The sequence below is a fragment of the Marinomonas sp. PE14-40 genome (genome assembly GCF_051623805.1).
Lineage (GTDB): Bacteria > Pseudomonadota > Gammaproteobacteria > Pseudomonadales > Marinomonadaceae > Marinomonas.
On record NZ_CP130700.1, the window covers coordinates 1,799,505 to 1,824,430 of the forward strand.

The window sequence follows — 24,926 nt, forward strand, 5'->3', positions numbered from 1 at the left end:
TCCTCTTACCTTGACAATATCCCAGACAACTAAATCCTTAATGATACCTCTATACTCATTATTTCAAATAACTATATTAGTAAAAAGCAATATCATCAAAAAACATATCAGTAGTGATTTATGGCTTCATATCTAGGGCTATTTGATAAAGGAAATTTTTCTTTAACCCTGTAATTTTTGCTGCTAACTGAGAGGCTTGCTTCACAGGTAATTCAGTTAATAATATCTCAAGAATTCGCCTTGCCTCTTGATCATTGTCACTCTCATCTTCTTGTGGCCTATAATCGACCATCACCACAAATTCACCGCGCATTTGATTCGAATCTTCTTCAAAGCGCTGCAGGATGTATGATGGTTTACCTTTAAGAAAGGTCTCAAAAGTTTTAGTCAATTCACGGGCTAAAACAAGTTCAACATCATCTTCAAACACAGCCATTAGATCAGCTATTGAATCATTAATTCTGTGCGTTGACTCATAGAAGATTGTCGTACCTGTTTGCTGCTTCCAAGTCTGCATAACATCTTTTCGAGACTTACTTTTAGCAGGCAAAAACCCCTGAAAAAAGAATTTATCTGTCGGTAAACCTGATGCACATAAAGCAGTTATGATGGCAGAAGGTCCGGGAATCGGAGAGACCTTATAGCCTAGATCTCTTAGATGACTAACAACATGATACCCTGGGTCAGAGATCAAAGGGGTACCGGCATCTGATACCAATGCAACATCCTCTCCATCATCTAATAGTTTGGCAATATACTGGGCACGATCTTTTTCATTATGATCATGGAGCGAGAAAAGGCGAGCTTCAACATTAAAGAAATTTAGTAATTTTTTTGTGTGACGTGTATCTTCAGCAGCGATATAGCTTGCCTTTTCTAAAGTTTCTTTTGCCCTTTTACTAAGGTCATCTAAATTTCCAATTGGTGTAGCGACAATATACAGGGTGCCACTAACATCCGTAGAACTATGTGGTAACATACGACCTCTTTTTCTTTGATTTTTAAGCATATGAGTCTTTTTAACGGGCGTATAATAGCATTATCTTTGTGTTCTGCACTCTTGGTTGCATGCGGATCTGAAAAAACGGTACAAAGTGTCCAGGTTCAAGTGGCTCAAGAGCCCGTAATTGCTGAACCCATTGTCGTTGAGCCTATCGAAAAAGCACCGGCAGACAAATTTGAAAAGCTAATTTGGCAAGCGGAAAGAAGCCTACAAACGAGCGTGTCTTCTGTTTACTATTTTGATGCTGCAAATTTAAAATACAATGTAGGACAACTTGCCACTTCACTTTCAATTCTAGACAACCAAGTCATCCCTTTTACCAGCTCTAAACAGTTTGATGCTTATCTTTTATCGGCACAAATTTACACTGAGTTAAAGCAGCCCTTGTATGCTTTAAGCGCTCTTTTTAAAGCAAAAAGATTAGACGGTGCCAGCATTAATTCCAGTCAATACAGGCTTGGGTTAAAAAGAGCAGCAGCACTTGAAGTACTTCAAAATTGGCCCGCAGCCGTTAGAGAAAGAATTAAACTGGACTCATTGCTTCCCCTTGATCAATTAGCGGTAAATCAATTCTTCTTATGGCAAGCTATCCAAAACCTGACTGACCCTGAAGTCAGTTTTATGCAGAAAAGTTCTGACCCTGTTTTAAAGGGCTGGCTCAACATCTCATCAATCCTTAGATCAAAGTCCGCTACAATCAGTATGCAGCTCAATGCTTTTAAACAGTGGCAAGCAATTAACCCATTACACCCTGCAGCAAGCACACCACCTGAAGACTTTGTTGTTATTGGCGAGTTAGATCAAACAAAGCTCAATAAAATAGCGATTATATTACCAATGACCGGCAGACTGAGCCTTGCCTCTCGGGCAATTATTGACGGTTTCTTAGCTGCCTATTATCAAATTAAAGATGCAGATAAAGCCCAACTAATTTTTATTAACAGCGATGAATATCAAGATATAGAATCAGCTTTAAACGAAGCCTATATTCAAGATGTAGATGTTATAATTGGACCTCTTGCTAAAAGCTCTGTCGCTCAATTAAGCCGCTTTGATTTAGAAAAGCCTGTCATAGCGCTGAATCAGTTAGAAACATCGACTAAGCACCCTAACCTTCACTATTTTTCTTTAACCAGTGCTGATGACATCCTAGAGCTTATCTCTTTTGCCAAGCAAGAAGGCGCTATTAATGCGGGTATTCTGTCTTTGACAGATCCTTGGGCTCTTCGCCAAGCTGATGAGTTCAAACAGATAGGTGAACAAGAAAACATTAAAATTGTCAGCAACATAGAGTTCAATAACAAGCCTAAAGAAAGAGAAACGGCCATTAAGGAATTACTACTCATTAATGAAAGCCAAAAAAGAAAGAAATTAATTGAGCGCACTCTGAACATAAAAGTGAGCAGTATCGATAGACCAAGACAAGACTTAGATTATTTATACTTTGTTGGGCATTTAACCGATGCAAAACAGATTAGACCATCCCTTGATTATTATTATGCTAATGACAATAACATCCCTATTTTGGCAAGCCATTCAATTAATAATAAAACACCAGATAAAAACACTAAAAAAGAAGATATTGAACGGATACTTTTTACCGAAGTACCCGCTTTAACAAGAGCAAATAGTCTGCTAGATCCGGTATCATCAAAAGTATCTAAAAATATTTTAAAAAGACTACAGGCGATGGGAGCTGACGCTTACCTATTAGCCAATCGTTACTGGGTTTTCCATAAGTTACCTCAAGCTCGAATTTCTGCAAATACCGGCTTAATCACTTTAGATGAATTAGGTATTTTTAGAAAAAGACCAGAACTCGTCATGTTCAAATCAGGAAGATTGATCAATGCGAAAAATAAGGACATTTTTACAATCACTCGCCCTCAAGAAGAAGGTTACCAATAAAGGACAGTTAGCAGAGCTCGCTGCAAAACATTATTTACAAAAACAGAAACTCACGATTCTAGAACAGAACTTCTTATGTAAACTAGGCGAGATTGATCTAATTTGCATTGAAAATGGTGTAATCGTTTTTGTTGAAGTAAGATACCGAAAAGATAAAAGCCATGGCAATGCAGCACAAAGCATTCATCATGGAAAACAAAGAAAAGTGATTAAAAGTGCTCAATACTGGCTTTTGATCAACCATAAACACGATGTAGACATACGCTTTGATGCCATACTCTTTGATCAAAGCATAGATGAGCAGCATCTTACTTGGCTTAAAAGCGCATTTTAACTATATGGATTTTCAAGAAGCAATTTATACCCAATTCGCCCATAGCTTTGAAGCACAACAGAGTGCTTTTGAGTCTTTGCCTCCTTATATTGAACATGCTGCAAAAGTTATGTTTGCAAGTATTGCTGAAGGCAATAAGGTCGTTTGTTGCGGCAATGGCACCGGATCACATCTTGCCCATTACTTTAATACTTTAATGTTAGATAAAATGGAAAGAGAAAGACCTGGCCTACCTTCAATTACGCTAAGCGGCGAAGGTGCCTCATTGTTATCTATCTCACACAATGATAGTTACCATGATGTGTTTTCTAAGCAATTAACCGCCATTGGTAACCCTGGCGATGTACTTTTCATAGTAGCCAATAAAGGAAACACTTCCCCTATCATTCAAGCGATTCAAGCAGCACACCAAAGAAAGATGTCTATCGTGGCCTTAACTAGCCCAGAAGCTAAGAACATTTCAGCATTAACTTCAACAGACGACACTGAAATCAAAATCAATCTATTAGGGACTGCTAGAGTACATGAGTGCCAAGTCCTTGTCATACACACTCTAATAGATCTAATAGAACGACAACTGTTTGGATACGAAGATTAAAAAAGGCGCTTTAAGCGCCTTTTTTATTAACCTGAAAATTCATTTTCCATAGCTTTAATCGAGCTACTTGACGACCCTTAAGGTAAAACCTTTTTTATCAGCTTGAGGCTCAGGTTCTTTCTTTGGAGATGGATCTGTAGGCTCATCAGGAAACTCTTCGTCAGGGAAGAACAAGCCATCACCATTCTCTTTACCATAAACCGCTAACGTTGCTTTAATAGGCACATAAACCTGCATTGGCTTACCACTAAAGCGAGCCTCAAAAGACACGGCTTCTTGATCCATAATAAGGTGCCTTACCGCTGTCATACTAATATTCAAAACTATCTGTCCATCCTGAATAAACTCTGTCGGCACAACCACATTTGGCAATTCTGCATTCACCAAAAGATACGGTGTCATATCATTATCAACAACCCACTCATAGGCAGCTTTCAATAAATAGGATCTTTTTGGGATCATCGCCCTTCTCTCTTTTTAGTTTCTCTGTTAAACAAATAAAGGGGCATAAGGCCCCTTTATTTAATAACTAACTTATTAAGGTTAGTCTAAACGCATTTCTTGTTCAGCTTCAGAAAGGCTTTCTTTAAACGATTCACGATCAAAAATAAGATCCATGTATTCAAATAAAGGTTGCGCCTGTTCTTTTGTTATTTCCACACCAAGGATAGGAAGTCTCCATAAAATCGGCGCTAAACAACAATCAACAATCGTGAACTCATCACTCATGAAGTAAGGCTTTTCTTGAAAGATAGGCGCTACATTAATTAGGCTTTCTCTTAGCTCTTTTTGAGCTTTTTCAATTGCTGCTTGATCTTTACTCGTTAGAATAAAATCAGCTAATGCTGCCCAGTCTCTTTGAATACGGTACATATACAAACGACTTTCAGCACGTGCAACAGGGTACACAGGAAGCAGAGGAGGATGAGGGAAACGTTCATCCAAATATTCCATCATGACATTTGGCTCATACAAGACAAGGTCACGGTCAACTAGCGCAGGTAGCTCATTGTATGGGTTCACATCCGCCAACTCACTTGGCTTGTTGAATGGATCCACATCAATGATATCAACCGTTACGGCTTTTTCTGCTAAAACAATTCTGACTCTGTGACTGTAATGGTCTTCACCATCAGAGAAAAAAGTCATTGAAGAGCGTTTTGCAACAACACCCATGGATAAACCCCTATTCCAAAAACAAAGAAAACCCCTAAGTGGGGCTACATAAACGCATTCAAACAATAGCCGCAAATGCGGCTATTGTTTGCAGTATTTTAATGGTCAATTTCGCGCCAGTACTCTTTATTCAAGAGGAAGGCAAAAACACCAAACAATACGATAAATAATAATACTTTCAAACCTAAGGCTTCAGACTGAAGACGGATAGGGTCAGCCATGTAAACTAAGAAGTTAGTTACATCGTAAACCACTTGCTCAAACTCTTCTTCAGATAAAGAACCTTTAGTTTTCTGAGCTACAATACCACACTTTTCAACAGTAAGAGCTTCGCCCGTTAAAGTATCAAATAATGGATTGTGATCTTCATCATATGCAGGTGCTTGTGCACAGGTCACATGACGAACACCCTGCAGACCTTCCAAAACATTCGGCATACCGACATTAGGGAAAACAGTATTGTTTACACCCCAAGGACGAGTTTCATCTTCATAGAAAGCTTTTAGATAGCTATAAACCCAGTCACTACCACGAACGCGAGCTTCAAGCGTAAGATCAGGTGGCGGAGCACCAAACCAAGCTTTAGCATCTTTAGAGTCCATAGAGTTAGACATCAAATCACCAATTTTATTACCTGCTGGCAATAAGTTTTCAGTGAAAAGATCTGCTGGAATACCTAAGTCAGTTGCTGCACGTTCAAAACGTGCATAACCTGCATCGTGACAACCTAAGCAATAGTTTGCGAAAGTATTTAAACCACGCTGTAGTGACGCTTTATCATGAAGATCTGGCGTCATATCTTCTAGCTCTACAGAACTACCTGCAGCAAAACCTAGTGCTGGTAGTAATGCCAGAGTAATAGTAGCAATAATTTTTTTCATAATTACACCCTCTCTGGCACAGTTTTAGTGCTTTCCCAACGTGTATACCATGGCATCAATAGGAAATACGCAAAGTATATTACAGAAGCGATTTGAGCAGCAGTTGTTCTACCATCAGTTGAAGGAAGCACACCTAACACACCCAACACAACAAAGCTGATACAGAAGATAAAGAGTGCAACTTTACTCATCCATCCTTTATATAGCATTGACTTAACAGGGCTTCTGTCTAACCAAGGCAATACAAATAGAATCGCGATTGCACCACCCATCGCAACTACACCCCAGAACTTAGCGTCTAAGCCAAATAGAGGAAAAGTAACGGCACGCAAAATTGCATAGAAAGGTGTGAAATACCATACTGGCGCAATATGCTCAGGTGTCTTCAATGGGTTAGCTGCTTCAAAGTTCGGCTTCTCAAGGAAATAACCGCCCATTTCTGGGAAGAAGAAGACAACTGAACAGAAAACAAATAGGAAGACTGCAATACCAACCAAATCATGCACTGTATAGAAAGGATGGAATGGAATACCGTCTAAAGGCACACCGTTTTCATCTTTATACTTTTTGATATCAACACCTTTAGGGTTGTTAGAACCCACATGGTGTAATGCCAATAAGTGCAATACTACAAGTGCCACAATAACTAAAGGCAAAGCAATAACATGCAAGGAGAAGAAGCGGTTCAGCGTAATACCAGAAATCAGGTAGTCACCACGAATCCATTCAGCTAAGTCTGGACCGATCAAAGGAATCGCACTAAACAAGGAGATAATTACCTGCGCACCCCAGTAAGACATTTGTCCCCAAGGAAGCAAGTACCCCATGAAAGCTTCAGCCATCAAAGCAAGGTAAATAGCCATACCAAATAACCAAACTAATTCGCGTGGTTTCTGATAAGAACCGTACAACAAGCCTCTAAACATATGCATATACACAACAACAAAGAATGCCGAAGCACCTGTTGAATGCAGATAGCGAATAAGCCAGCCATACTCTACATCTCGCATGATGTATTCAACCGATGCAAAAGCTGCTTCAGCTGAAGGCGTATAACTCATAGTCAACCACACACCCGTTAGTATTTGGTTAACAAGTACAACGAGAGACAGAACACCAAAGATATAAAACACATTGAAGTTTTTCGGAGCATAATATTTGCTCATGTGTTTTTCAAAGGCTTCAGTCACAGGAAGACGAGCGTCAATCCAACCCATCAAACCTTTAGATTCTTTAAAATCAGCCATTATGCTTTACCTCCGTCATCACCAATTAAGATCACATTATCAGAAAGGTATTGATAAGGTGGTACTAATAGGTTGATTGGCGCAGGAACACTCTTATAAACACGTCCAGCTAAGTCAAAGCGAGAACCATGACAAGGGCAGAAATAACCACCAACCCACTCTGGACCCAAATCCTCTGGAGCTAACTCTGGGCGGTATGTTGGAGAACAACCAAGGTGTGTACAAATACCTAGTAGCACTGCAATTTCAGGTTTAATAGAGCGGTATGCATTTTGTGCATACTCAGGTTGCTGTTCTTTCTCAGAAGATGGATCACTGAGTTGATCAGATATTTTTGTTAGATTATCAAGTGTCTCTTTAGATCGTTTTACGACCCAAACAGGCTGCCCACGCCACTCAACAATCATTTGTTGACCAGTTTCTAACTTACTGATATCAACTTTAACTGGCGCACCAGCTGCTTTCGCTTTTGCGCTTGGATTCCAAGAAGCAACAAAGGGGGTCGCGATACCGACCGCACCAACCGCGCCAATAGCACTTGTTGTTCCGACCAGGAATCGACGTCGACCTTTATTAACGTCGCTTTGACTCATTATGGTTCTCTCCCACCAAATTACAAATCCCAAATTAGAGTATGACGAACCCCAATATGAATGCAGTGCAAATAGTAAAAAAAACAAAGGGTTCTGGCAAGAAAAGTCTCATTACCAGAAGAGCGACATTGACATATCGCATAAAAAAAACGCCTGGATAACCAGGCGTTTGGAAGTATCCCAAGATTAACGCTTGGAGAACTGAGGACGACGACGCGCTTTGCGTAGACCAACCTTTTTACGTTCTACTTCACGAGAGTCACGAGTAACGTAACCAGCAGCACGTAGAGAACGACGTAGTGTCTCATCATACTGTAGCAATGCACGTGTAATACCGTGACGAATAGCACCAGCTTGACCAGAAATACCACCACCTTTAACAGTGATGTAAACGTCAAATTTTTCTGTTGCTTCAACAAGCTCTAGTGGTTGACGAACAACCATTTGCGCAGTTTCACGGCCGAAATATTGCTCTAGAGAACGGTCATTGATAACTAGGTTACCAGTACCGGCCTTTAGGAATACACGAGCGGTAGATGATTTGCGACGACCTGTACCGTAGTATTGAGTAGCTGACATAATGATCTTCCGTATTAAATATTAAGTTCTAGCGGCTGTTGAGCTGCATGTGGATGTTGAGTACCAGCATACACTTTCATTTTCTTGTGCATAGCACGGCCCAAAGGACCTTTTGGCAACATACCTTTAACTGCGAGTTCAAGAACGCGCTCAGGAGCATGATCAATCAGCGTTTCAAAATTCATCGAACGCAAGCCACCTGGGTAACCAGTGTGACGATAGTATTGTTTAGCTTTAGCCTTGTTACCAGTAACGTGAACTTTCTCAGCATTGATAACAACGATGTAATCACCAGTGTCAACATGAGGAGTATATTCAGCTTTATGCTTACCGCGTAAACGACGAGCAATCTCGGTAGCCAAACGGCCTAAAGTTTTGCCTTCAGCATCAACAACGAACCAGTCGCGTCTTACTTCAGCAGGTTTTGCAGTAAAAGTTTTCATCAAAAACCCTTTCATTTAGCATGTATTGACATGCTCAATACCTATTATTATTGGTTATATCGACATTAATGAAGATATAACGTGCATATACCTTTTAAAAAAGGCGAGCGGATTATACACATTCCACCCCACTTTATAAAGAGGACAATTTAGATAAACACCAAGTTATTATCGCTATTACGTGCTTTTATGGTCGATGCTCTAACGACAGGTATTCTTCAGATTGCATTTCGAGTAAACGACTGACGGTTCTGTCATACTCAAAAGACAACTGAGTCCCTTTATATATATCAGGAATATCTACTTCTGCTGAAACAATTAACTTAACGTGCCTATCATAAAACTCATCTACTAGATTGATAAAACGTCTAGCCATATCATCACGAGTCGTATCAAACTGCGGCACGTTCGACACAATAACCGTAGTATAAAGTTTTGCAATTTCAATATAATCAACCTGACTTCTAGGCCCATCGCACAAAGCATAGACATCAAACCAAGCGATATCTTCACAACTGTTTTGTAGATGTATCTTACGGTTTTCGATTTCAACTACACCACCCTCTTTTGCCTGAGCCAAATCGGGGGCTAAACGAGCAAAACAAGCCGCCAAAGCAGCCTCTGAATCTTGTCCCAATGGAGTGTAATAAAGACTTGCTTGCTTAAGTGCACGTAATCGGTAGTCAATACCACCATCTATATTCATGACACGGGTATGCTTATTTACTAAATCGATAGCAGGCAAGAAGCGCGCTCTTTGCAATCCATTTTCATACAAACCATCCGGCTCTATGTTTGATGTAGCAACGAGGCTCGTTCCATTTTCAAATAAGACTTTTAGCAAGCCTGCCAATATCATGGCATCCGTAATGTCTTTTACAAAAAATTCATCAAAGCACAAGACCTCTGCCTTAGCAGCAATTTGTTTACCGACCACTTCCAATGGATTTTTTACATCATTCACTTCACGTAACTCTTTATGGACCATTTGCATAAAGCGGTGAAAATGCAAACGCAGCTTTCGCTCAGTCGGTAAACAATCAAAAAAGGTATCCATCAGGTATGTTTTACCGCGACCCACTCCCCCCCAAAAATACAGACCTTTTTCCACTTCTGGCTGATGACTTTTTTTGAAGAAGCTCAGGAATCCACCTGTCGCTTCAGGTTTTTTATTAACGATTCTGTCAAACAAGTCTTGCAGGGCCTCAACAGCCTCTTCTTGAGCAGGATCGTAGGCAAAATCAGAACGAGTTAAATCTTTACGGTAACGTGATAAAGGGGTCATAGGGCTCTTAAACTTTGAAAGATAAACAAACCAATTAAATTCAAGTTAATTCTAGCAAATTTCTCATCAAAGCTCATCTCAATAAGGCTTCTTTCGAGACAAGATTCAGCTATACTTAAGGTGTTATATTTTTGGAGTAAGTCATGAACTTAGAAGTAATTGATGCGGTAATTTTTATCGCTGGCGCAGCTGTAGGCCTATTTTTGGGCATGAGCTTAAAGAAAGAAAATAAATCAGCTACAAACAACACCACTATTCTATCGCCGGATGCTGTGAAGCACGAACTGGATAAACAACAAGTTGCGATCGATAGCTTCTTTGAAGAAACAGAGAGTGCGCTTGATCAAGCAGAAACAACCGTAGCCAAGCTAAGAAATCAAATTGCAAATGGTGCTCTTGAACTAAGTAACGTTAGCATCCAAAACAACTCCAACATAACGAGCACACCAACCACTGAAGACACAACGACTTTAGAAGCCGAGCCACCTAGAGACTACGCCCTTAAAACCGACATACAATCTCCAGGCACTTTATCTGAAGACTTTGGTTTCAACAAAGAACAAGAAAAAAGTAACACGCCCTAGGCATTAGACAACCTATGTTACAAGATATAGATAACCTTAAGCAGGGTTATCTATATCGATGAAAAAGGCTTCAACCCCAAGCGTATTCTGAATAAAATCCGCCATCGCCTTTGCTCCATAACGTTCTGTCGCGTGATGACCCGCTGCAATAAAGTTAATCTCATACTCACGAGCCAAATGAATAGTCTGCTCAGATACTTCACCAGTCAAATATAAGTCAGCCTTCATTTCAACCGCCTGCTCTATATAACCTTGAGCGCCTCCTGAGCACAATGCAACCGTCTTGATTGAAGACTTACCCGCTGCCTCTAATAGAACCTTGCGACCTAACGCATTCTCTACAATTGATTTTACGTCACTCAAACTTATAGCTTGATCAAACTCTGCAACAACACCTATTGATTCTTCTAGTGGTAAAGAAGCTTGTAGCGATTGCGACCTTTGCAAACCAAACATTTTCACAAGCTGGGCATTGTTACCTAGTTCTGGGTGCGCATCCAAAGGCAAATGATAAGCAAATAGATTTATGTCATGCTTAATTAGGCTCGCGATACGCTTGTATTTTATCCCCGTAACCACCTGGGATTCACCTTTCCAAAAGTAGCCATGATGAACCAAGATAGCATCTGCTTTTAACCTAATAGCCTCATCAATTAAGGCTTGCGAAGCAGTTACACCCGTTACCACTTTTGAAATTTTTTCCGCACCTTCAACCTGCAAGCCGTTTGGGGCATAGTCTTTAAACTTATTTGGCTTTAGAATAGCAGCTAGCTCTTTTTCAAACTCGTGACGATTCACCATTATCTCCATAGGCAGTATTAATAAAAATTATGATAAGTAAAAAACTTAGTATCAATACAATTTTAGCCAGCTTAGTAGGCCTGTGTCTTGGTTTATCTTATCTACTTTATTTTCAAGTCAAAGAATCTCACTCAGAAGTACACACACAAAGCTATGCAAACTCTGTCAACCAAGCTGCTCCCGCGGTTGTTAACATCTACACTCAAAAGAAAATCACCAACAACAACAATAGCAACACGCTATCTAAAAAAACATCAAACAAGTCTGTTGGCCTTGGATCTGGGGTAATTACGTCAGACAATGGCTACATTCTCACCAACCACCACGTAATCAAAGGTGCTGATGGCATCATCGTTGCCCTCAGAGACGGCCGCCAAACACGAGCAAAACTCATTGGTACAGATCCAGCAACTGACTTAGCACTTTTAAAGATAAATTTGCTTGAGCTACCTAGCATCACTATGCCTGAGCAGAACACCACATCTGTTGGCGATTTAGTCTTCGCAATAGGCAACCCTTTTGGCATTGGACAAACGGTCACCATGGGAATAATCAGCGCCATGGGAAGAAACCAACTAGGCCTTAATGCCTATGAAAACTTCATTCAAACTGACGCAGCGATCAACCCAGGAAACTCTGGCGGCGCACTGATCAACAGTCAAGGTGAAATCATCGGCATTAGTACTGCAATTTATTCAAATAGTGGAGGCTCACAAGGCATTGGCTTCGCCATCCCCATTGCAGACGCCGTTGATATCATGGAAGACCTGATATTATTCGGCAAAGTTGAACGAGGTTATTTAGGAATTGAAGCAAGGCAAATCACACCTGCGACCGTTAAAATCCTAAACTTAAACATCAAAGAAGGTTTGCTTGTTTCAGACGTTAACAATAAAAGCCCCGCACAACACGCAGGCATTTTAAGTGGGGACATTTTATTAAGCATAGATGGCATTGCAACAACAAACGCTAACAACACTCGAAACCAGATTGCCAAATACAAACCCGGCAAAGTCGTTTCAATTGTTGGCGTAAGAGGCACTCAATCATATCAAACAAGCATTAAATTAGGTGAACAACCTATGATGGGAGCAGAGAAGCCATAAATAAAAAATGCCGCTAAATTGCGGCATTTTTAAAAATTAAATTTCAACTTACTTTTCTAAGTGAACCTTTAATTGAGACAAACTTTTTTCGAAGTTTGCTCCAGCAATATCATTGGCAAACAAAGCAAGATATGGACTCAATAAACCCGACTCTAGCTCACCATTAATAGACCAAGAGACACGTGTTACATTTCCAGATTCTAGCGCCTGAAGGCTAAGCTGATTTGCAACAGCCCTTTGCCCCTCTTTAGGGACGACATCAAACTGGTAGCTAGCAGATCTAAGCTCGCCAATTTTAATCGAGCCTTTATCGCCAGATTCATAATTGATCGCTAAGATTAAATCCTGCGCAAGCGTAACATCAAACACCTCAACACGCCCTTTTTGAACATAGAGCCATTCAGGTAAGTTTGACGCTTGCGATAAAAACTCGGTCACCTCAACCTGTGTCGCATCTATGTCTACTGAGCGTTCGATATGATAGCTTTTAGGAAGGAAGTAACCCACCACCAAAAGCAACACCACCACTAAAGCAAAAATTCGCGTAACCACTCTTAGCTGATAAAGAGCTTTTCGCTGATGATCTGGTGCTTCACGTTTTAACAAAACCTATTCCTTGATCTGTCTATATTCGGCCGACATAGCATGCGCTTGCAAAGACTCACCTCGAGCCAAAGGCCCTGCAATCTTCGCCAACTCACTGGCACCTTTAACAGAACAATTAATCAAGGAGCTACGCTTTTGAAAATCATAAACCCCTAGAGGCGATGAAAATCTAGCTGTACCAGATGTCGGTAGAACATGGTTAGGTCCAGCACAATAGTCACCTAGCGCTTCTGCTGTATGACGCCCCATAAAAATAGCACCAGCATGGCGTATTTTAGGCGCCCACAACTCTGGCTCATCCACCGACAACTCCAAGTGCTCAGCGGCCACGTGATTAGCAATTTCGATCGCCTCATCCATGCTAGTAACATGAACCAAAGCACCACGCCCCTCTAGAGAAGCTAAGATAATATCTTTACGACTTTGCCCCTCAAGAAGCTTATCCATCGAAGCCAATACTTTATCTAGGTATTCAGCATCAGGCGAAATCAGAATTGATTGAGCATCTTCATCATGCTCAGCTTGCGAAAATAAATCCATTGCAATCCAATCTGGATCGGTTTTCCCATCACAAACAACCAGTATTTCTGACGGACCAGCAATCATATCAATACCGACAGCACCAAAAACCATACGCTTAGCTGTTGCAACATAAATATTGCCTGGACCCACTATCTTATCCACTTTAGGAATAGTTTCTGTTCCATAAGCAAGTGCAGCGACAGCCTGAGCACCACCAACCGTAAAGACACGATCAACACCCGCAATACTGGCAGCTGCAAGGACAATATCATTGACCACGCCATCAGGCGTTGGTACCACCATGATAATTTCTTTCACACCAGCTACTTTCGCCGGCATCACATTCATCAACACAGAAGATGGATATGCCGCCTTACCCCCTGGCACATAAACACCGACTCGATCTAGAGGCATTACCTGCTGCCCCAAAACAGTCCCATCAGCCTCTTCGTATTGCCAAGAGTCTTGCTTCTGATGCAGATGATAAGACCTAACACGTTCGGCAGCAGACTCTAAAGCACTTAAAATACTTGCATCGACACGAGCCATAGCTGCCTGAATATCAGAAACCGGCACCTCTAATTGCTCTGCCGAGGTAAACTGACAACGGTCGAACTGATTTGTGTATTCAAGCAAGGCTTGGTTGCCTTGCTTACGCACATCAAAAACAATATTAGAAACTGTCTGCTGAACATCTAAGTCTGAAACAGAATCCCATGCTAGCAGAGCATCCAACTCATCTTTAAAGCTCTCGTCCTGAGTAGAAAGTCTTCTTATATTAATACTCATTAGCTTTTTCTTTCACCTTCAACCGCAGATTGCAGCATTTCCATAATTGGTTGAATCTGATCATATTTAGTTTTATAGGCTGCTTTATTAACCACCAAACGAGTACTAATATCTGCAATCAAATCACGTGCCTCTAAACCATTGGCTTTAAGGGTATTACCTGTATCAACAATATCGACAATCAGGTCAGCCAACCCCATAATAGGCGCTAATTCCATCGCACCATAAAGCTTAATCACATCCGCCTGAATACCCTGTTGAGCAAAGTACTCTTTCGCAGTGGTGGTAAATTTAGAGGCAACTTTCAAACGACCTGTCGTTGCAGGTGCACCCACAACACCAGCCGTCATCAAACGGCATTTTGCGATTTCCAAATCAAGCAACTCATAAATGTTACTTGTATTGGATTCCATCAATACATCTTTACCCGCTACCCCAAAATCAGCAACACCATGACCTACATAGGTTGGTACATCTGTCGCCCTTAGAATAACTAACTTAATATTTTCATGATTGGTATCAAAAATTAGTTTACGACTTTTAGAAATATCTTCTGCGGGAATAATATTGGCTTTTTCCAATAAAGGTAAAGTCTCTTTAAGAATTCTGCCTTTTGATAAAGCTATCGTTAACGTCTTACTCATTTTAATTTAATACCCTTGATATTTTCGCGCCGAGAGAACCAAACTTCTCTTCAATACATTCATAACCACGATCAATATGATAAATTCGATCTATCTTAGTATCACCTTCTGCCACTAAAGCAGATAACACCAAGCTTGCCGATGCTCTCAAGTCTGTTGCCATGACAGGTGCACCTTTAAGCGCACTACCACCTTTGACAATAGCTGTGTTGCCATTAACTTCAATATCAGCACCCATACGCAACATTTCATCAACGTGCATAAAGCGATTTTCAAAGATATTTTCTGTCACACGACCAACACCATCAGCAATAGCATTCAATGCCACAAACTGTGCCTGCATATCTGTAGGAAAAGCAGGATAAGGCGCTGTACTAATATTGACAGCTTTAGGTCGACGCCCCTGCATATCAAGCTCAATCCAATCTTCACCTACTTCAACACTCGCACCTGCCTCTTCAAGTTTCGCAAGCACAGCTTCCATAGAATGAACATCAGTATCAATAACTTTTACTTTACCTGCAGTAATTGCTGCTGCAACAAGGAAAGTGCCAGTTTCAATACGATCAGGCATTACTGAGTATTCAGTACCAAATAGCTCTTCAACACCATCTATAGTGATAGTATCTGTGCCATGACCTGTGATTTTTGCACCCATAGCAATCAAGCATTCAGCTAAATCTACAACTTCAGGCTCTCGGGCAGCATTTTCTAAGACTGAACGACCATCAGCCAATGCTGCGGCCATAAGCAGATTTTCTGTGCCTGTCACGGTTACCTTATCAAAGAAGATTCTCGCGCCTTTCAGACGACCATCAACTTTAGCAACAATGTTACCACCCACAACTTGAATATCCGCACCCATTGCTTCAAGACCGCGCAAATGAAGATCAACAGGTCGACTACCAATCGCACAACCACCAGGTAAAGAGACAATCGCTTCACCAAAATGGCTCACCAACGGCCCTAGAACCAGAATAGAAGCGCGCATCGTTTTAACTAATTCATATGGCGCCTCAGTACGGTTGACCGTAGAAACATCCAACTGCACATTCATTTTCTCATCAACAACAACACCGCAACCCATTGACCCCAAAAGCTCCAACATCGTTGTAATATCATGCAAATGCGGTAAGTTTTTAATTGTAATAGGCTGTTTTGTAAGAAGTGTTGCAGCCAAAATTGGCAAAGCCGCATTTTTTGCACCAGATGCTCTAACCACACCATTAAGTGACTGACCGCCAGTAATTAGCAGCTTATCCATACTCTTTCCTTAACGTGTAATTAGTTTAATTGGCTATATTGTGCAGGCGTATATGTTTTCATAGTGACGGCATGAATGGCGCCACTAGCAATAGAGTCTTGAAGATGTGCGTAAACCAACTGTTGTCTTTTCACCATGGATAAACCATCAAAAACAGGAGAAATTAAAGTTAACTGAAAGTTACATCCTTCTCCTTCAGCAATGACTTCACAGCTCTCAATTTCACTTTCTAATAATGCTTTTACTTCGTTTGCGTTCACAACCACTCCAAAATCTTTAATAACGCCTATACCTAATTCTGTTTATTGGCACTAGATTGCCAAAAACCTTATATCAACTAGTCAAAACAAGTCATTACAAGACTATTTATCATCAACTAGTGTAAAAAAATCATTCAACTGGGACAATTCTATCAGACCTTTTACTCCGGCACTGGCATTTATTAACTTTACTTGCCAATGTTTTTTATTCGCAAATCTCTGATAGGACAAAAGCAACGCAATTAACCCACTATCACTTCCCTCTAGAGAGGTTAAATTTAAATCTTTGGCAACATTAAGGCGTATCAAACATTGGGTTAGTTTTTCGTCAAAACGCATAAGTTCAGACGCTTTATACAGGCCTAAAATGCTAATCTCCTTATCATTTTCAACTAACTCAAGCATAACTACTCAGCTCTCTTTTCCAATGATTTTGCCCAGCTAGCTATCGCCAAATCTATATTGTTCTTATTTTTTTGAACCATAGATGCAAATTGCTTTCTGAAGGTTAAACCAAAATTGATGCCACTGATTATCACATTATCCAACAACCATTCATTTTGCTTGCTAAGCTTCATCAAAAACACAATATCAACCAAGCTACCAGCATCAGTAACAAACTCCATATTTACTCTGGCTTTGTTTTTCTTCTTTGAAGGCGATAGAGGGAGGATCTTAACTTTATCTTCATCAAACTCTAATAAAGCTGTAGCATAACTGTTTAAAAGTGTTTGCTTAGTCACTGTTGAGAATTCAAGTCGCTGAGCTTTTGATGCCCTTCGATAGTATTTTCCCATTACATTTTTTGCAAAATTATCAAAATTAATGAGAGGAGAAAGAATCTCATCCGCTTTTTGCCTTAAAGCAGCCTTATCCTTAGACAAGAATTCACGGTTCGCAACTATTTCTGTTTTCAATAATTCAACAACATTTACAACCTGCTCCCTAGGACCAAGTTGAGCATAAACAGGCTGCATCACCAAGGATAAAAGCAAGACACAAACAGACATTAAGGTTTTCATTGTTAATCCCCTTGAGTCGATTCAAACAGAAACTGACTAATAAGGTTCTCTAACACCAAGGCTGATTGAGTATCATAAATCTCACCCCCTTGCGTTAGGTACTCTTCTTCTGCCCCAATTGAAACGCCCACGTATTTTTCGCCAAGCAGACCATTTGTTAAAATAGCAAAAGAACTATCTGTAGGAATATTTTCAACATCCGCATAAATATTGAAAGTCACAAGCGCCATATAAAGCTCTTTATCCAAAACAATACTGTCAACCTCACCAACAGTAACGCCAGCAATAGAAACTTTAGCTCTTTCAGTTAATCCACCTATATCATCAAATCTTGCTTGTATTTGATAAACATCTTTTGAGCTTGAACCAGAAAGACCACTTACTTGAATAGCTAAATACGCTAAAGCAGCAAACCCTAAAACAACAAACAAACCTACCATCAGCTCTAGCTGCTTACTCTTCATGCTAAAAATCTCCTATCATAGCGGCGGTTAAAATAAAATCTAATGCGAGAATCGACAATGACCCCAACACAACAGTTCTTGTTGTGGCTTTACCGATACCCTCTGATGTCGGCTCACACTCATACCCTTGAAACACTGCAATCCAAGTTGTCGCTATAGCAAAACAAAGCGCTTTAATAATGCCATTAACAACATCCGTAGAGAAATAAACTGACTGCTGCATTAATGACCAGAAACTTCCACCATGAATTTGCAGCCAGCTTACCGCAACAAACTCACCACCTAACACGCCAACAGCAGAAAAGATAATACACAAAATGGGCAAACATATTAGGCCAGCGATAAACCTTGGTGCAATGATACGTCGATAAGGGTCAACCCCCATCATCTCAAGACTTGAAAGTTGCTCCGTTGCTTTCATCAAACCAATTTCAGCAGTTAAAGCTGAACAGGCCCGTCCAGCAAATAACAAAGCAGTCACAACGGGTCCTAGTTCACGCAATAAAGTCAGCGCTAATAATTGACCTACTGCTTGTTCTGAGCCAAATTTAGCTAAAATGGTATAACCTTGAAGAGCAAGCACCATACCGATAAAAAGCCCAGAGACAATTATAATCACAAGGGAAAGCACACCGACTGAATAAATTTGCTTTATCAACAAATTCATCGCCCCAGAAAAAGATTTTGGCTTATGCAACATAACATGGATCAAAAACAACCCTGCCCGACCAAAAGCAGCAATCGAATTAATCGCAGTCAATCCTGTCGACTGTATTGATTTCATTTAATTTGTCCTACCCATATTCATATCCTCTTGATAGTCCATTGCATCAAAATGAAAAGGCACAGGCCCATCAGGCAAGCCACCTAAGAACTGCCTAACCCTTTCATCGGACGAGTTTCTAATCTCATCTGGCGTGCCTTGAGCAACAACCGCACCGCCAGAAAGAATATAAGCATAATCAGCAATAGATAGAGACTCTTCTACGTCATGAGAAACCAATACAGACGTCATACCGACAGACTGATTGAGTCGTTTTATTAGCTCAACAACAACCCCCATAGATATTGGATCTTGCCCTGCAAAAGGCTCATCAAACATTACCAATTGTGGGTCTAATGCAATCGCCCTAGCAAGTGCTGCTCGTCTAGCCATACCACCAGAAAGTTCAGCTGGCATCAATTTAGCCGCACCACGTAAACCGACACTCTGTAATTTCATCAAGACAACATCACGAATCACATCTTCACTAAAGTTTGTGTGCTCTCTTAATGGAAAAGCAACATTATCAAAGACACTAATATCAGTAAAAAGTGCACCACTTTGAAACAACATGCCGATTTTTTTTCTAGCTTCGTACAATTGTTTTCTTGATAAGTCCGGTACATTTTGTTGATCTAATAGAACCTTCCCTTCATCAGGCATTAGCTGTCCACCAATTAATCGCAACAAGGTCGTTTTCCCTGTTCCACTTGGCCCCATAACAGCAGTAATTTTACCCTTTGGAATTTGTAGCGATATGTCTTTATAAATTGCCCTATCACCACGATAGAAACTCATATTCTGAATATCAACAAAGTTATTGCTCATTAGTTTTCCCTGGTTCTCTATCACCAAACGTGAATATTACACTGGATTTTAATAAATTGAACACTAAAACAAGGAGATTAAGTGGTTTATGGCATTTAAGGTCTTGAATTTATGGAGCAAACTTCATTAAATGAGGCATCATTTTTCATACGAGTCAGTTTTACCTCATGCTGCTATTTTCTGCTGCCCTATTTTTTGGCCTTATTCTTCTGGTTTTTAGCTCCGACAAGTTTATAGAACACTCTGCATTGGTAGCAGAAAAACTAAATGTCAGCCCAATTGTTATTGGCTTTACTTTGGTAGCTTTAGGCACATCGGCGCCCGAAATGGTGGTATCCGCAATTGCCGCATTAGATGGTGCCCCTGAAATCGCTGTCGGTAACGTATTGGGTTCAAATATTGCAAATGTCGCATTAGTATTTGGTGCTACTCTCCTTATTAGTGCCATTCCAGTCAAGGAAGGGTTAGCAACAAAAGAAGTACCTATATTACTTGGTATTACCATTCTGGCTGGCTTACTTATGCTAGATAACAGCCTAGATGTTTTGGACGGTATTATTCTGATCATTGCTTTTTTTGTCGCGCTATTTTTATTGTTACGAAATAGCAAAAGTCTAGAAGAAGAGCTAACGCAAGAACTTCCAGAAGATGACGGTTCAAGCGTCACAAAATCCCTAACCATTGCCGTAATTGGTCTTGCTGCTTTAATTTTGAGCTCCAAAATTCTTGTTTGGGGAGCAACAGGTATAGCCGTCGCCTTTGGCGTTAGTGAACTTCTTATTGGCCTCACTATTATAGCGATTGGAACCAGCCTTCCAGAACTGGCAGCATCAATAACAAGTGCATTGAAAGGGCACCATGATATTGCCATAGGCAACATATTAGGCTCAAATCTCTTCAACTTAGCAACCGTACTTCCTTTGCCAGCAATCATTGCACCAGGAATCATTGACCCTAACATCATGAGCAGGGATTATTGGTGGATGTTCTGCACCTCATTATTCTTAGCGCTTTGCATCCTTATCTTTCGCAAGACAAAATCTACCAGCATCCCAAAATGGATCGGCATTCTCTTACTCATCAGTTATGCTACTTATTTAATCAGTTTATTTTTACAAGCTAGGTAAATATTTATCATGAAACAGAAGTGGACACTTGTTTCTATTGCGCTGGGCACCATATTAGTATTTGGGTTCACATTCTGGTTTGGCCTAACACCTAAGCAAAGCTTGGTACAAAAAAGTGAATTAGAGTCTGCTCCCGACTTTTTTTTAGAAGGTGTCGAGACGAAAACATTTGATGCAAATGGGGTTCTAACCGAGAAGCTACTAGCAGAAGAAATTAAGCACTACCCAATGCAAGGTGAGTCACGTCTTATAAAGCCGACAGTAAGCAAAACTCAAAAAAGCAGTGTTTGGGTGGCATCCAGCGATACTGGTTTAATTAAAGACAGTAGCAGCGATATATTATTAAACGGTTCTGCTAAAATAACGAATCAATCAAATAAATTAAAACCGACCATTATTACGTCCAACACTATTATTTATACAGATAAAGACCAAAGCATCACCAGCCTAGGTGAAGCAAACATCACATCAGCACAAGGCAACATTAAAGCAGACACTATCACCGCATTCACCAGTTCAAACAAGGTCACAATGCAGGGATCTGTACGAGGAAGTTATGAACAAAATCGTTAAATTATTATTTTTAGTTAGCTGTATTTTTAGCACTACATCTGGATACGCACTACCTGAAGATTATCAAGAAACTATTGAAATCGAAGCTGACTCTGCCTTCATTGACAATGAAAAAGGCAATGCCATTTATATTGGCAATGTAAAAGTTAGCCAAGGCACCATACTAATTAGCGCAAATAAATTAACCATTACCAGCTCAAAATCCAACAATAAATATGACAAGATCTTTGCAAAAGGAACAGACGATCAAGCTGCAAATTTTAGCCAACAAGTTGACGCTGCTGGCAATATGATCATTAGCCGTGGCACAAAAATATTCTATGACAGTAGCTCCTCTATTCTAGAAGTAGAGGGAGAAGGCTTTATTAAACGTGGTGAGGATGAAATCGCCGCAGACTTCATTCGCTATGACATGACTACAGGCACATTTGAAGCGAAGAAAAACAAAAGCGGTCGTGTTTCTATGACACTACAACCACAATCCAACACTCCACCTAAGGCTAATTAATGGCGATTTTAGAAGCTAAGAATTTAGCTAAAAGCTATAAAAAACGTCAGGTTGTTATTGATGTATCTATTGCGGTTGAATCTGGCCAAGCGGTTGGCCTATTAGGCCCAAACGGAGCAGGTAAAACAACTTGCTTCTATATGATAGTTGGCATGGTTGCTAATGATAAAGGTGATATATTTATTGATGGCGAACCTGTCACCCATCTGGCGATGCATGCAAGAGCACAAAAAGGCATTGGCTACCTCCCTCAGGAAGCATCTATCTTTCGCAAGATGTCTGTTGAAAACAATATAGCGGCCATTTTAGAGACTCGCAAAAGCCTTTCTAAGCAAGAACGTGAAGAAAAGCTTGAACAACTACTTAACGAATTCCATATCACCCACATTCGTAAAAATTTAGGCATGGCTCTCTCTGGGGGCGAAAGACGACGTGTTGAAATTGCACGCGCCCTTGCTATGAACCCTAAATTCATCTTGCTTGACGAACCCTTTGCAGGTGTTGACCCAATCTCTGTTGGAGACATCAAACAAATCATTAAACATCTACAGCAAAGTGGCATTGGCGTTCTTATCACAGACCACAATGTGCGGGAAACATTAGATATTTGCGACAAAGCCTACATAGTCGGAAACGGGCATATTATTGCCTCAGGCAATGCCGAAGAAGTCATTTCGAATGAACAGGTGAAAAAAGTTTACCTTGGTGACAACTTCCGACTCTAGATCTTTCTCTTTTACTAAAAAAGGGAGTAATATGCATAACTCGTTCCAAATCATTCTTACAGAAAGTGTTTCACTATGAAGCAATCTTTACAGTTAAAAATTGGTCAACAACTGACCATGACCCCTCAATTGCAGCAAGCTATACGTTTACTGCAATTATCTACATTGGACTTACAACAAGAAATTCATGAGTTCTTAGAATCTAACCCATTATTAGAGATGGATGACGATGATTTTAATGACACAAATGTAGAAGAAAGCACTGACAAAAAAGATAATGAAGCTAGCGCAAATAGTCAGAACAATGATGAAGCGCGAGTAGAGTCCGAATGGACAGAAAGCATCCCTGAAGAACTATCCATCGACAGCTCTTGGGATGACACCTATCAGAACTCAGCTGCCGCATCAGAAGGCCAAAGCTATGACAATGACTTTGATTTCGAAAGCCGAAACGCCCCTTCTGAAAGCATTCAAGACCACCTCATATGGCAACTCAATTTAACCCCTTTCTCTGAACGTGACATAGAAATTGCTTATTCTATTATTGAATGCGTTCAACCAGATGGCTATTTAAGCATTACCATTAATGATATTTGGCAAGGCTTAACCCCACAACTTGAAGAGCTAGAAGAAGACGAAGTATTAGCTGTACAACATAGACTACAGTGCTTTGACCCTGTTGGCGTTTGCTCTGCCGATTTAAGAGAGTGCTTGCTAGTACAGTTGCAAGCTTACAAAGATCACCCTCTCTACAAGAGCACGCACAACTTAATAAACCAACATCTAGCATTACTGGGTAGCCGAGACTTCACTCAACTATCAAGAAAGACCAAACTTAAAGAAGAAGCCCTAAAAGAGGTTATTGCGCTAATACAGCAATTAAACCCAAGACCGGGCTCTCTCATAGATCAAGATGATACCGATTATGTTATCCCTGATGTGAATGTCAGAAAGCGAAATGATATTTGGCAAGTAGAACTCAACAACGACGCTCTACCTCCTGTCAGAATCAATAAGACCTACTCTTCACTTGCTAATAGCTCAAAGAAAACTGAAGAAGTAAATTACATTAAAAACTCACTGCAAGAAGCTAAGTGGTTTTTGAAAAGCATTCAAAGTCGTAACGAAACCCTACTCAAAGTTGCTAGCTGTATTGTTGAAAAGCAAATTGATTTTTTTGAGTTAGGTGAAGAAGCAATGAAACCGATGGTACTGCATGATGTTGCTGAAGAAGTTGGCATGCATGAATCCACCATTTCACGCGTTACTACCCAGAAGTATATGCATACCCCAAGAGGTATCTTTGAATTGAAATACTTCTTCTCAAGTCATGTAAGCACTGACTCTGGAGGAGAATGTTCTTCAACAGCAATCCGAGCCATGATCAAAAAACTCATTACAGATGAACCCGCCAAAAAACCCTTAAGCGACAACAAGCTTGCAACGGCATTGGCAGATCAAGGCATACAAGTGGCAAGGAGAACCGTTGCTAAATACCGTGAAGCAATGAACATCCCCCCTTCAAATGAACGAAAAAGACTAATATAAAGCGGAATTGAAAGTGTCATTAACTAACATTTTAAAACCAGAGCTAGTAATAGCAAACCTTGCAACAACAAGTAAGAAAAGAACACTTGAGAATATTGCTAATCTGGTAGCCGATAGACTTCATTGCGATAAAGAAGCTGTTTTTGATGCTTTGCTTGCTCGTGAGAAGCTAGGAAGCACTGGTGTAGGACAAGGCATCGCAGTACCTCACTGTCGCCTAGAAGAAGCAAACCATACCGCCATGGTTGTTATCTCCCTAGAAAAAGCGATTGATTTTGACGCTATAGATCGTAAGAAAGTCGATCTAATATTTGCTTTAATTGTGCCGCCACAAGAATGCGATCACCACCTTACGACATTAGGTCAAATCGCAGAGTTTGCTCAGTCTCCTGAAAAACTTGAGTCTTTAAGACAAGCAAATTCAAACCAGGCACTTTACGATACATTCAAATCATTGTTATAGGGATCAACATGTTAGAGCAAGAGATCACAATCATTAACAAACTAGGTTTACATGCTAGAGCCGCAGGCAAACTAGTAGAAACCACATCACGATTTTCTTGTGATATTACGATAGACAAAGAAGGACGCAATGTTGATGGTAAAAGCATTATGGCAATGATGATGCTCGCTGCATCCAAAGGCACTAACATCATCATTAAAACTAATGGTGAAGATGAAGCCGCTGCGCTTGACGCCATTACCACCCTTATCAACAATCGTTTTGACGAAGAAGAATAAAGCC

The 24,926-nt window shown here is 40.4% G+C and carries 32 protein-coding genes; 12 read left to right on the forward strand and 20 right to left on the reverse strand.

All coding sequences use genetic code 11. The features are described from left to right. Positions 1-118: 118 nt before the first annotated feature. A complete protein-coding gene (gene rsmI / locus Q0A08_RS08175; protein WP_438466161.1) occupies positions 119-979 on the reverse strand; it encodes a 16S rRNA (cytidine(1402)-2'-O)-methyltransferase in 861 nt (286 codons plus the stop codon). Positions 980-1,009: 30 nt separating this feature from the next. On the opposite strand from rsmI, the gene Q0A08_RS08180 reads away from it, so the two are divergent. Genes Q0A08_RS08180 through Q0A08_RS08190 form a run of 3 tightly spaced genes read left to right on the forward strand, consistent with a single transcriptional unit; the run spans position 1,010 to position 3,843 of the window. Further along, positions 1,010-2,911 (forward strand): penicillin-binding protein activator, encoded by a 1,902-nt coding sequence (locus Q0A08_RS08180; protein ID WP_438466162.1) that lies wholly within the window; start codon positions 1,010-1,012, stop codon positions 2,909-2,911. Further along, positions 2,853-3,245: a YraN family protein gene (locus Q0A08_RS08185; protein WP_438466164.1), complete on the forward strand. Its 393-nt coding sequence runs from the start codon at positions 2,853-2,855 to the stop codon at positions 3,243-3,245. The genes Q0A08_RS08180 and Q0A08_RS08185 overlap by 59 nt, the downstream gene beginning before the upstream one ends. Then, entirely contained in the window at positions 3,208-3,843 is a 636-nt protein-coding gene (locus tag Q0A08_RS08190) for an SIS domain-containing protein (protein ID WP_438466166.1), read from the forward strand. The genes Q0A08_RS08185 and Q0A08_RS08190 overlap by 38 nt, the downstream gene beginning before the upstream one ends. Positions 3,844-3,906: 63 nt before the next feature. On the opposite strand, the gene Q0A08_RS08195 is transcribed toward Q0A08_RS08190, so the two are convergent. The 8 genes from Q0A08_RS08195 to zapE all read right to left on the reverse strand — a co-directional run bounded on the left by Q0A08_RS08195 (position 3,907) and on the right by zapE (position 10,047). After that, positions 3,907-4,305: a ClpXP protease specificity-enhancing factor gene (locus Q0A08_RS08195; protein ID WP_438466168.1), complete on the reverse strand. Its 399-nt coding sequence runs from the start codon at positions 4,303-4,305 to the stop codon at positions 3,907-3,909. A gap of 81 nt (positions 4,306-4,386) precedes the next feature. Then, positions 4,387-5,019 (reverse strand): glutathione S-transferase N-terminal domain-containing protein, encoded by a 633-nt coding sequence (locus Q0A08_RS08200; RefSeq protein WP_046016850.1) that lies wholly within the window; start codon positions 5,017-5,019, stop codon positions 4,387-4,389. Positions 5,020-5,117: 98 nt separating this feature from the next. Beyond that, positions 5,118-5,900 carry a cytochrome c1 gene (locus tag Q0A08_RS08205; RefSeq protein WP_438466171.1) on the reverse strand — a complete coding sequence of 261 codons (783 nt, stop codon included), beginning with the start codon at positions 5,898-5,900 and terminating at the stop codon, positions 5,118-5,120. A 2-nt stretch (positions 5,901-5,902) separates the two neighbouring features. Further along, positions 5,903-7,147 carry a cytochrome b gene (locus Q0A08_RS08210; RefSeq protein WP_438466173.1) on the reverse strand — a complete coding sequence of 415 codons (1,245 nt, stop codon included), beginning with the start codon at positions 7,145-7,147 and terminating at the stop codon, positions 5,903-5,905. Then, positions 7,147-7,740 carry a ubiquinol-cytochrome c reductase iron-sulfur subunit gene (petA, locus tag Q0A08_RS08215; RefSeq protein ID WP_438466175.1) on the reverse strand — a complete coding sequence of 198 codons (594 nt, stop codon included), beginning with the start codon at positions 7,738-7,740 and terminating at the stop codon, positions 7,147-7,149. Before petA ends, Q0A08_RS08210 begins: the two co-directional genes overlap by 1 nt. A gap of 186 nt (positions 7,741-7,926) precedes the next feature. Continuing rightward, positions 7,927-8,319, reverse strand: coding sequence for a 30S ribosomal protein S9 (gene rpsI, locus Q0A08_RS08220; RefSeq protein ID WP_438466177.1), 393 nt, complete (start codon positions 8,317-8,319; stop codon positions 7,927-7,929). Between the two features lie 14 nt (positions 8,320-8,333). Then, positions 8,334-8,762 carry a 50S ribosomal protein L13 gene (gene rplM, locus Q0A08_RS08225; RefSeq protein WP_438466179.1) on the reverse strand — a complete coding sequence of 143 codons (429 nt, stop codon included), beginning with the start codon at positions 8,760-8,762 and terminating at the stop codon, positions 8,334-8,336. Positions 8,763-8,949: 187 nt separating this feature from the next. Then, complete coding sequence (gene zapE / locus Q0A08_RS08230) at positions 8,950-10,047, reverse strand: cell division protein ZapE (protein ID WP_438466181.1); 1,098 nt, start codon at positions 10,045-10,047, stop codon at positions 8,950-8,952. Between the two features lie 143 nt (positions 10,048-10,190). On the opposite strand from zapE, the gene Q0A08_RS08235 reads away from it, so the two are divergent. Next, positions 10,191-10,631 carry a ZapG family protein gene (locus Q0A08_RS08235; RefSeq protein ID WP_438466183.1) on the forward strand — a complete coding sequence of 147 codons (441 nt, stop codon included), beginning with the start codon at positions 10,191-10,193 and terminating at the stop codon, positions 10,629-10,631. Positions 10,632-10,667: 36 nt separating this feature from the next. Here the strand turns inward: Q0A08_RS08235 and Q0A08_RS08240 are convergent, their stop codons facing one another. Then, the gene (locus Q0A08_RS08240; RefSeq protein WP_438466185.1) at positions 10,668-11,432 is read right to left on the reverse strand and encodes a Nif3-like dinuclear metal center hexameric protein; all 765 of its coding nucleotides are present in this window, start codon (positions 11,430-11,432) and stop codon (positions 10,668-10,670) included. A gap of 29 nt (positions 11,433-11,461) precedes the next feature. On the opposite strand from Q0A08_RS08240, the gene Q0A08_RS08245 reads away from it, so the two are divergent. Further along, positions 11,462-12,538: a S1C family serine protease gene (locus Q0A08_RS08245; protein ID WP_438466187.1), complete on the forward strand. Its 1,077-nt coding sequence runs from the start codon at positions 11,462-11,464 to the stop codon at positions 12,536-12,538. Between the two features lie 48 nt (positions 12,539-12,586). On the opposite strand, the gene Q0A08_RS08250 is transcribed toward Q0A08_RS08245, so the two are convergent. The 10 genes from Q0A08_RS08250 to Q0A08_RS08295 form a co-directional block, all read right to left on the reverse strand. Further along, positions 12,587-13,144, reverse strand: coding sequence for an SRPBCC family protein (locus Q0A08_RS08250; protein ID WP_438466189.1), 558 nt, complete (start codon positions 13,142-13,144; stop codon positions 12,587-12,589). 3 nt (positions 13,145-13,147) lie between these two features. Continuing rightward, positions 13,148-14,455 carry a histidinol dehydrogenase gene (gene hisD, locus Q0A08_RS08255; RefSeq protein ID WP_438466191.1) on the reverse strand — a complete coding sequence of 436 codons (1,308 nt, stop codon included), beginning with the start codon at positions 14,453-14,455 and terminating at the stop codon, positions 13,148-13,150. Next, the gene (hisG, locus tag Q0A08_RS08260; protein WP_438466193.1) at positions 14,455-15,099 is read right to left on the reverse strand and encodes an ATP phosphoribosyltransferase; all 645 of its coding nucleotides are present in this window, start codon (positions 15,097-15,099) and stop codon (positions 14,455-14,457) included. The genes hisD and hisG overlap by 1 nt, the downstream gene beginning before the upstream one ends. Position 15,100: 1 nt before the next feature. Next, positions 15,101-16,363, reverse strand: a complete 1,263-nt coding sequence (gene murA / locus Q0A08_RS08265) for a UDP-N-acetylglucosamine 1-carboxyvinyltransferase (protein WP_438466195.1) — start codon at positions 16,361-16,363, stop codon at positions 15,101-15,103. Positions 16,364-16,383: 20 nt separating this feature from the next. Beyond that, positions 16,384-16,623 (reverse strand): BolA family protein, encoded by a 240-nt coding sequence (locus tag Q0A08_RS08270; RefSeq protein WP_063338681.1) that lies wholly within the window; start codon positions 16,621-16,623, stop codon positions 16,384-16,386. A gap of 102 nt (positions 16,624-16,725) precedes the next feature. After that, on the reverse strand, positions 16,726-17,028 hold the full coding sequence (locus Q0A08_RS08275; protein ID WP_438466198.1) for an STAS domain-containing protein: 303 nt from the start codon (positions 17,026-17,028) through the stop codon (positions 16,726-16,728). A gap of 2 nt (positions 17,029-17,030) precedes the next feature. Next, a complete protein-coding gene (locus Q0A08_RS08280; RefSeq protein WP_438466200.1) occupies positions 17,031-17,645 on the reverse strand; it encodes an MlaC/ttg2D family ABC transporter substrate-binding protein in 615 nt (204 codons plus the stop codon). Positions 17,646-17,647: 2 nt separating this feature from the next. Further along, complete coding sequence (gene mlaD, locus Q0A08_RS08285) at positions 17,648-18,109, reverse strand: outer membrane lipid asymmetry maintenance protein MlaD (RefSeq protein WP_438466202.1); 462 nt, start codon at positions 18,107-18,109, stop codon at positions 17,648-17,650. 1 nt (position 18,110) lies between these two features. Beyond that, positions 18,111-18,893 (reverse strand): lipid asymmetry maintenance ABC transporter permease subunit MlaE, encoded by a 783-nt coding sequence (gene mlaE / locus Q0A08_RS08290; RefSeq protein WP_438466204.1) that lies wholly within the window; start codon positions 18,891-18,893, stop codon positions 18,111-18,113. Then, positions 18,894-19,700, reverse strand: coding sequence for an ATP-binding cassette domain-containing protein (locus Q0A08_RS08295; protein ID WP_438466206.1), 807 nt, complete (start codon positions 19,698-19,700; stop codon positions 18,894-18,896). It lies immediately after the preceding gene. A gap of 167 nt (positions 19,701-19,867) precedes the next feature. Here Q0A08_RS08295 and Q0A08_RS08300 point away from each other — a divergent pair, with 167 nt between their 5' ends. From Q0A08_RS08300 to Q0A08_RS08330, 7 genes are all read left to right on the forward strand, one after another. After that, positions 19,868-20,827, forward strand: a complete 960-nt coding sequence (locus Q0A08_RS08300; protein ID WP_438466208.1) for a calcium/sodium antiporter — start codon at positions 19,868-19,870, stop codon at positions 20,825-20,827. 9 nt (positions 20,828-20,836) lie between these two features. After that, positions 20,837-21,400 (forward strand): LPS export ABC transporter periplasmic protein LptC, encoded by a 564-nt coding sequence (gene lptC, locus Q0A08_RS08305; protein ID WP_438466210.1) that lies wholly within the window; start codon positions 20,837-20,839, stop codon positions 21,398-21,400. Continuing rightward, positions 21,384-21,908 carry a lipopolysaccharide transport periplasmic protein LptA gene (lptA, locus tag Q0A08_RS08310; protein ID WP_438466212.1) on the forward strand — a complete coding sequence of 175 codons (525 nt, stop codon included), beginning with the start codon at positions 21,384-21,386 and terminating at the stop codon, positions 21,906-21,908. Before lptC ends, lptA begins: the two co-directional genes overlap by 17 nt. Beyond that, positions 21,908-22,633, forward strand: coding sequence for an LPS export ABC transporter ATP-binding protein (lptB, locus tag Q0A08_RS08315; RefSeq protein WP_438466214.1), 726 nt, complete (start codon positions 21,908-21,910; stop codon positions 22,631-22,633). The genes lptA and lptB overlap by 1 nt, the downstream gene beginning before the upstream one ends. 75 nt (positions 22,634-22,708) lie before the next feature. Beyond that, positions 22,709-24,181 carry an RNA polymerase factor sigma-54 gene (locus Q0A08_RS08320; RefSeq protein WP_438466216.1) on the forward strand — a complete coding sequence of 491 codons (1,473 nt, stop codon included), beginning with the start codon at positions 22,709-22,711 and terminating at the stop codon, positions 24,179-24,181. A gap of 13 nt (positions 24,182-24,194) precedes the next feature. Then, complete coding sequence (ptsN, locus tag Q0A08_RS08325) at positions 24,195-24,644, forward strand: PTS IIA-like nitrogen regulatory protein PtsN (RefSeq protein ID WP_438466218.1); 450 nt, start codon at positions 24,195-24,197, stop codon at positions 24,642-24,644. A gap of 8 nt (positions 24,645-24,652) precedes the next feature. After that, the gene (locus tag Q0A08_RS08330; RefSeq protein WP_438466219.1) at positions 24,653-24,922 is read left to right on the forward strand and encodes an HPr family phosphocarrier protein; all 270 of its coding nucleotides are present in this window, start codon (positions 24,653-24,655) and stop codon (positions 24,920-24,922) included. Positions 24,923-24,926 lie beyond the last annotated feature (4 nt).